Genomic DNA, 6,813 nt, shown 5'->3' on the forward strand with positions numbered 1-6,813 from the left:
CGGCCTTTGTTGTGGGGCTTGTGGTCAACGCGCGGCATCTTTTTTACGGCATCGCCATGCTCGACCGCTACCGCGACACCGGAGCGATGAAGCCCTATCTCATCTACGGGCTCATTGACGAAACCTTTTCCATTCTCGGCATGGGGCGCGTTCCCGAAGGCGCAGACCGACGCTGGTATTATTTTTTCGTCACGCTGTTCAACGAGGCCTACTGGGTACTCTCCACCGCCGTGGGCGCCATCTTCGGCGCCGACATGCCCTTCGACACCCGCGGCATAGAATTTGTGCTGCCCGCCCTGTTTCTGGCCATTTTCGTCAGCAGCTGGCAGCAGGAGAAGCAGCACGCGGCGTCTCTCGGCGGACTCGGCGTCACGCTGGGCTGCCTTCTGGCCTTCGGCACGGCCTATTTCCTTCTGGCCGCCATGCTCTTCATCATTGCTCTGCTTCTTCTGTTCCGCAAAAAACTCTCTTCCCAGACAGGAGCCCGGCCATGACCACGTTTCAGGCTGCCGTCATGATCGGTCTGGCCGTGCTGGCCACCCAGATCACCCGCTGGACGCCGTTTCTCCTGTTCCGCAAAAGAACGCCCGCCGTCATCGCCTATCTCGGTTCGGTGCTGCCTTCGGCCATCTGGGGCATGCTGGTGGTGTACTGCTTCCGCAACGGTACGCTGGTGCCGGGCAGCAACGGCGTTCCCGAAATCATCGCCTCTCTCGTCACCGTCGCCCTGCAGTTCCGCACACGCAACATGGCCGCTGCCATTGCGGGCGGTACGCTCTGCTACATGGCCATGATTCAGCTTTTTTTCTGAAAGCCCCGTGGCTCCGAAGCTCCCGGCCCGGAAGCCGAACGCCACGCCGCACTGTGCGGCCGCCGCATGTATCATCAACTAGACGACATCCAGAAATTCAACCCCTTTCTGCATGCTTCGATCAAGGAGAACTTTCGTGACCAGACGACGCCTGCTTTGTTTCGGCGATTCCAATACCTACGGATGGCAAGCCTCACTTTCCGGCCCCACGCTGCGCTATCCGGCAAACGTACGCTGGACCGGACGTCTTGCCGCCCTTCTCGGACGGGACTGGGAAGTGCTGGAAGAAGGACTCGGCGGCAGAACGGTGCGGGACAAGGCCACCGTCGGCAGCGGGGTGTCCGTGCCCGGCGCGGGGCTCAGCGCGCTGGATTACCTTCCCGCCTGCCTGCTTTCGCATCTGCCGCTGGATATCGTCGTCATCATGCTCGGCAGCAACGACATGAAATCCGTGCTTCAGCGCTCGGAACACGATATTGCCGAAGGCATGGCAGAGCTCGTGGACTTGGCAAGACATTTTCCCTGGAACGAACTTCTGGATTATCCGCATCCGCAGGTGCTCATCATGTCCCCTCCGCTCATCGGAGAGCGCAAAATGCAGCTTGCCGGAGACCGCTATGTCGATGCGCCCCGCAAATCGCGCCGGCTTGCCGAGCTTTACCGGAGCGTGGCCGAAACGCATGACGCCTTTTTTCTGGACGCCGCCGCATCCATCGGCGGAGAGCCCTGGGGCGAGGCCCACGGCGTGGACGGCATGCACCTCAATGAGGAGGATCACGCCGCGCTCGCAAGCGCGGTGTTTGAAAAGGTGCGCTCCATGATTCTCTGACGCCGCCTTCGGAAATTCACGTCGAAAAATCTCTCAGCAATACTATAACTTTTTGTTTTTATTTATTTTTATTCCTATTTTTTCTACATCGTTACAAAAAAGCACGTCCTGCAACAGTTTGAAACGTGACAATGCCTTCCCTCTTTTCTATATACTGAACTCGTCATCCACCTGAACCCTTCTTCCATTCAGCATAAAGGAACACGCCATGATCAAGAAGACTCTTTCCATCTCCCTGCTCTCTGCCGCCGTTCTTGCCTCCATACCCATGGTCGCCATGGCCTATCACGACGGCCCCGGCCGTCATCACGGCTACTACAACTATCAGAACGACGACTATCGCGGCATGCCCGCTCTGAGCGAGGAACAGCGCGCCCAGATGGACAAGCTCTGCGAAGAGCATCGCAACGCTGTCCGTCCCCTCTACGATCAGCTGACTCAGAAGGGCCTCGAACTTCGCGCGCTTTCCCCCAACCCCAACGTCAAGCCTGAAGAGCTGAAGGCCATCATTGCAGACATTTCCAAGCTGCACGAGCAGCTGCGCACCATCAATGAAGACTTTTATTCCAAGATGGCCGACGCCGGCCTGCCCTGCTTCGGGGCCTATCGTCACGGCGGCTACCATCACGGAGGAAACGGCTGGTGCGGCATGCCCCGCCACGGTCAGAACTACGGCTGCTGGCGCTGATTTTGCCGGTCGCTTCAACGCCCCGGAAATCTTTCCGGCGGCGTCAACCGACAAGTTCCGTCTTGCCGTCATGGTCCCTTCATCATATGCTGAAGGGACCTTTTTTTCATGGAAAACCGCAGCGCAGCGGATTCCGTTTTCTTTTCCGCATGGAGCATTCCTATGAAACTGAAAGAACTTATTTCCCGGGCCAGAACCTGCCGCCGCTTCAAGGGCGATCACCGCATCTCTTCCGAAACGCTGGCCGAACTCGTGGATCACGCCCGTCTCTCTGCCTCCGCCCGTAACAAGCAGGTACTTCGCTTCGTCACCATCAGCGACAAGGACACCTGCGAAGCCATGAACGCCCTTGTCGTGCTCGGCGGAGCCCTCACCCCGGAACAGCGCGCCACGGACAAGCAGCACCCCGGCGGATTCATCATCATTGCCGGCCCGGAAAACATGGACGACTTCGCCACCATCGACATCGGCATTGCGGCCCAGAGCATCAATCTGGCCGCCTGCGAGGCCGGTCTGGCCTGCTGCATGATAGGCGCCGTCAAAAAGAATGAAGCCGCCGCGCTCGTCGGTCTGCCGGACGATCTGAAGGTCAAGCTGGTGCTCGCCGTCGGAGAACCCGATGAAGAACGCCGTCTCGTGGAACGCAGAGCCGACGGCAGTCTTTCCTACTACCGCGACGAAAACGACGTGCACTGCGTGCCGAAAATCACTCTCGACGAAGCCATCATCATTAAAAAATAGCGCCCGAACACAGCGCCGCGCATGGGAACGCAGGTCCGCCCCGGCGCCGGGCCTGCGCGCCCGAAGTTCTCATGGCATTTCTTCAAAAAACGTGTTACCTCTTCTCGTGGTAACACGTTATTTTCTTTTGTGCCACCGAGCATACTTTCGGAGTCCCTCATGAAACCAGTCCTTTCCCTTGCCGCGGCCGTCATGCTCGCGCTTCTTCCCCTGACCTCGCAGGCCAGAGTCGTCACCGACATGCGAGGCGTCGACGTCACCGTTCCCGACGATCCCCAGGCCGTCGCCACCATCGACGACGGCTTCATCGAAGAAGTCATGACGCATCTTGGCGTCATCAGCAAAGTCAAGGTCATCGGCTCGTGGTCCATGAAACGGGACTATCGCTACGTCATTCCCTCCCGTTCCGGCGAAAACCGCGAGTATCGCGGATGGCACACCATGAAGTATCTGCACCCGTGGCTGAACGATCTTCCCTGCGTCAACGCGCCGCAGGGCAACGTCATCAGCTTTGAAACGCTGGCTTCCGCCGCGCCGGACGTGGTGATTCTGCGCGTGGGCGACACGCCGGTCGGCACGGACAAGGACAAGGTGAAAAGAACCGTGGACACCATTGAAGCGCTCGGTCTTCCGCTCGTGGTGCTGTATTCCCCCACCTGGTTCCGCTCTTCCGACCTTGCCAGCATGAAGACGGAAGCCGGCATCATCGGCGAACTGTTCGGCAAAAGGGAACAGGCCGAACGTCTGGCCGACTCCCTGGCAAAAACCGAAGCCATGATACGCGAACGCACAAAAGACATTCCGGAAAGCGAGCGCCCGTCCGTTCTTCTCCTCGGACTGCGCCCCGACGTGAGAAAAAAAGGCGGCGCAGGATCGGTGCAGGGCGTGGACACGCCGGAATCCTACATCATCGAGCAGGTGGCGCACGCCAGAAACGCCTATCGGGGCAAGGGCACGGCCGTGCCCATGAGCGCAGAACAAATTTACGCCTGCGAGCCGGACGTCGTCATTCTGCCCACGGCCAACGGCTACCATCCTCCCCGGGAGCTCTACGACGCACCCTATTATGAAAATCTTCAGGAGCTGCAGGCGGTGAAGCATCGCAAAGTCTATGCGCTCCCCTGGTCGCCCATGAACGCATCCCGCCGCGTGGAATATCCGCTCGACATGCTCATCATCGCCAAGGCCGCCTATCCCGAACGCTTTGCGGACATCAGCGTGTACGACTTCGCGCTTCGCTTCTATCAGGACGTGTACGGCGTGGATGAAAAAACCGCCAGAGGTCTGCGCAGCACGCAGCTGCTCGACTGGATGGACGAAGCCGACTTCTGACGTCTTTAAAGTTCTCCTTTAACTCTGGATGAGGAAAACGCGTCCCGCTCCTGCCGGCAGGACGCCCATGCTCCTGCCGCATCGTGCGAGGCCATAATGACATCCTTTCGCGCTCCTCTGGTCATGCTGCTTTCTCTCGCTCTGGGCGCAGCTCTGATTCTGGCCATGCTCTCCGGCGACTACGATCTCACGCCCGGCAACGTGGCGGACGTTCTTGCCGCGCATCTCGGCGTGGGAGACGGTTCCGCCTCGAAAATGCACGACGTCATCGTGTGGCGCATCCGCCTTCCCCGGCTGCTTCTCGCCGTCATGACGGGCATGGCCATGGCCATTTCCGGCACGGTGTATCAGGGGTGCTTCCGCAATCCGCTGGTGGAGCCGTACATTCTCGGCGTGTCGGCCGGAGCCTCCTGCGGCGCGGCGCTGGCCATCGTCTTTCCCATGATGTTTCCCAACGGCCAGACGGCGGCCTTTCTCGGCGGCATGGCCGCCGTGACGCTCTCCTTTCTTCTGGCCCGCAACCGCGGCGAAACCCCGCCCGTCACACTGGTGCTCTCCGGCATCATTGTGGGCTCGCTCTTCTCCGCCGTGCTCGGCATCATGAAGTATCTCGCTTCCGACGTGGAGCTTCGGGAAATCACCTTCTGGATGATGGGCGGTTTTTATTACGCCAACTGGCGCGACGTGACCGTCACGGCCTGCGCGGTGCTGCCCTGCCTGCTCATCATCGCCGCTCTGGCGTGGAAGCTCAATCTGCTTTCGCTGGGAGACGAGGAAGCCCGCAGCCTCGGCATTCATCCCGACCGGGTGCGCGTCGTCTTCCTTGTGCTGGCCACGCTGGCCGCCTCGGTATGCGTTTCCGCCGTGGGCATCATCGCCTGGGTGGGCCTCATGATGCCGCACGCCGCGCGCATGATGTTCGGCCCGGACAACCGCTGGGTCATCCCCGGATCGGCCCTGCTCGGCGCGCTGTACATGCTGCTGTGCGACACGCTGGCCCGCACGCTCACGGGCACGGAAATTCCCATCGCCATCATCACGTCCATCGTCGGAGCGCCCTACCTTCTGTGGCTGCTCCGCGCCAAGGGGAGGGAACTCTATGGCGCGTAAGCTCTCCGCCGCCTGCGCCTCCGGGCGGGGCGTCGCCTCCCGGGCCGAAGACTTTCTTCTGTTCCATCGCGGAGCGCAGCAGGGATTTTTTCACAGGCTCAGGCATCTTTTCCAGACGGAAGAGCCTGCCGCACAAACTGCGTCCGACACTTCGGACGAAAACTGCGCCCTCGACATCCGCCATCTTTCCTTCGCCTACGCCGGAGCTCCCGTGCTTCACGACGTCAGTCTCCGCGTCCGCCCGGGGCAGATATGCGGACTGCTCGGCCCCAACGGCAGCGGCAAATCCACGCTTTTCCGCTGCTGCATGGGCTTTCTTCATCCCCAGGAGGGACAGGTTCACGTCAAGGGCGTGAACATTGCCCATATGAGCCCTGCAAAGCTCGCGCGTCACGTGGCCTACGTTCCGCAGGAACACAGGCTGCCCTTTCCCTTTCTCGTGCGCGACATGGTGCTCATGGGGCGCTCGCCCCACATGAACGGCTGGTTCCGCCTGAGCGAGGAAGACCGGATCATCGCCGAAGACGTCATGCGCCGCATCGGCATCGAGTCTCTGGCCGAGGCAGCCTGCAATCAGCTTTCCGGCGGACAGCGGCAGCTCGTGCTCATAGCCCGCGCCATGGCGCAGAAAACGCCGCTCATTCTTCTGGACGAGCCCACCAGCGCCCTGGACTTCAGCAATCAGCTTGCGGTATGGAAAGTGCTGCGCGAAGTGGCCGACGAAGGCGTGGCCATTCTGGTCTGCTGCCACGACCCGAACCACATTCTCTGGTTCTGCGACACGGCCGCCGTGCTGACGCGCGGCCGCATCTTCTCTCAGGGGCCCGGGCATGAGGCCGTAACCGAAACGGTGCTCCAGCACATTTACGGCCCGCAGTGCGTGCGCATTTCCGCAGGAGCCGTGGACATGGTGTGCCCGCGCCGCTCATGACGCCCGGCCCCGCCACGCAGAAAAGACAAGGAGACATCATGTACGCTTCAGGCATTACTCAGGAACTCATAGACAAGGCCGTGGCCTTTCACGGTCACACCTGCCCCGGCATCAGCCTCGGCATACGGGTTGCCGCTTGGGCCATGCAGCATTTCGGCACCGCGGCCGACGAGGAAATCGTGGCCGTCACGGAAACGGACATGTGCGCAGTGGACGCCATTCAGGCGCTGGTGGGATGCACCTTCGGCAAAGGCAATCTCATCTTCCGCGACAGGGGCAAGGTGGCCTTCACCTTCTTCCGCCGCAGCGACAACAAGAGCGCGCGCCTTGTCCAGCTTCTGCGGGACGACGCCATTTCCCGCCGTTCGCAG

Annotated in this window: 9 protein-coding genes; all 9 read left to right on the top strand. The window is 60.8% G+C overall.

Annotated elements, in window-relative coordinates:
- Nucleotides 1-494: AzlC family ABC transporter permease (locus ACZM96_RS08750; RefSeq protein WP_489488581.1), on the top strand; the 494-nt coding region annotated here is incomplete at its 5' end.
- Nucleotides 491-811 (top strand): branched-chain amino acid transporter permease, encoded by a 321-nt coding sequence (locus ACZM96_RS08755; protein ID WP_489488582.1) that lies wholly within the window; start codon nucleotides 491-493, stop codon nucleotides 809-811. The genes ACZM96_RS08750 and ACZM96_RS08755, both read left to right, overlap by 4 nt.
- Before the next feature lie 136 nt (nucleotides 812-947).
- A complete protein-coding gene (locus ACZM96_RS08760) occupies nucleotides 948-1,640 on the top strand; it encodes a GDSL-type esterase/lipase family protein (RefSeq protein ID WP_489488584.1) in 693 nt (230 codons plus the stop codon).
- A 208-nt stretch (nucleotides 1,641-1,848) separates the two neighbouring features.
- Nucleotides 1,849-2,328 (top strand): Spy/CpxP family protein refolding chaperone, encoded by a 480-nt coding sequence (locus ACZM96_RS08765; RefSeq protein WP_489488585.1) that lies wholly within the window; start codon nucleotides 1,849-1,851, stop codon nucleotides 2,326-2,328.
- A 162-nt stretch (nucleotides 2,329-2,490) separates the two neighbouring features.
- Entirely contained in the window at nucleotides 2,491-3,069 is a 579-nt protein-coding gene (locus ACZM96_RS08770; RefSeq protein WP_489488586.1) for a nitroreductase family protein, read from the top strand.
- A gap of 159 nt (nucleotides 3,070-3,228) precedes the next feature.
- Entirely contained in the window at nucleotides 3,229-4,401 is a 1,173-nt protein-coding gene (locus ACZM96_RS08775) for an ABC transporter substrate-binding protein (RefSeq protein WP_489488587.1), read from the top strand.
- Nucleotides 4,402-4,497: 96 nt separating this feature from the next.
- Complete coding sequence (locus tag ACZM96_RS08780; protein WP_489488588.1) at nucleotides 4,498-5,511, top strand: FecCD family ABC transporter permease; 1,014 nt, start codon at nucleotides 4,498-4,500, stop codon at nucleotides 5,509-5,511.
- Nucleotides 5,501-6,442 (top strand): ABC transporter ATP-binding protein, encoded by a 942-nt coding sequence (locus ACZM96_RS08785; protein WP_489488589.1) that lies wholly within the window; start codon nucleotides 5,501-5,503, stop codon nucleotides 6,440-6,442. The genes ACZM96_RS08780 and ACZM96_RS08785 overlap by 11 nt, the downstream gene beginning before the upstream one ends.
- Before the next feature lie 38 nt (nucleotides 6,443-6,480).
- The coding region (locus ACZM96_RS08790; protein ID WP_489488590.1) for an FmdE family protein at nucleotides 6,481-6,813 on the top strand (333 nt) is incomplete at its 3' end.

The sequence above is a fragment of the Mailhella sp. genome (assembly GCF_057866825.1).

Coding starts and splice junctions, on each gene's coding strand:
- ACZM96_RS08755 (WP_489488582.1), top strand. CDS start 491: ATGACCACGTTTCAGGCTGCCGTCATGATCGGTCTGGCCGTGCTGGCC.
- ACZM96_RS08765 (WP_489488585.1), top strand. CDS start 1,849: ATGATCAAGAAGACTCTTTCCATCTCCCTGCTCTCTGCCGCCGTTCTT.
- ACZM96_RS08770 (WP_489488586.1), top strand. CDS start 2,491: ATGAAACTGAAAGAACTTATTTCCCGGGCCAGAACCTGCCGCCGCTTC.
- ACZM96_RS08775 (WP_489488587.1), top strand. CDS start 3,229: ATGAAACCAGTCCTTTCCCTTGCCGCGGCCGTCATGCTCGCGCTTCTT.
- ACZM96_RS08780 (WP_489488588.1), top strand. CDS start 4,498: ATGACATCCTTTCGCGCTCCTCTGGTCATGCTGCTTTCTCTCGCTCTG.
- ACZM96_RS08785 (WP_489488589.1), top strand. CDS start 5,501: ATGGCGCGTAAGCTCTCCGCCGCCTGCGCCTCCGGGCGGGGCGTCGCC.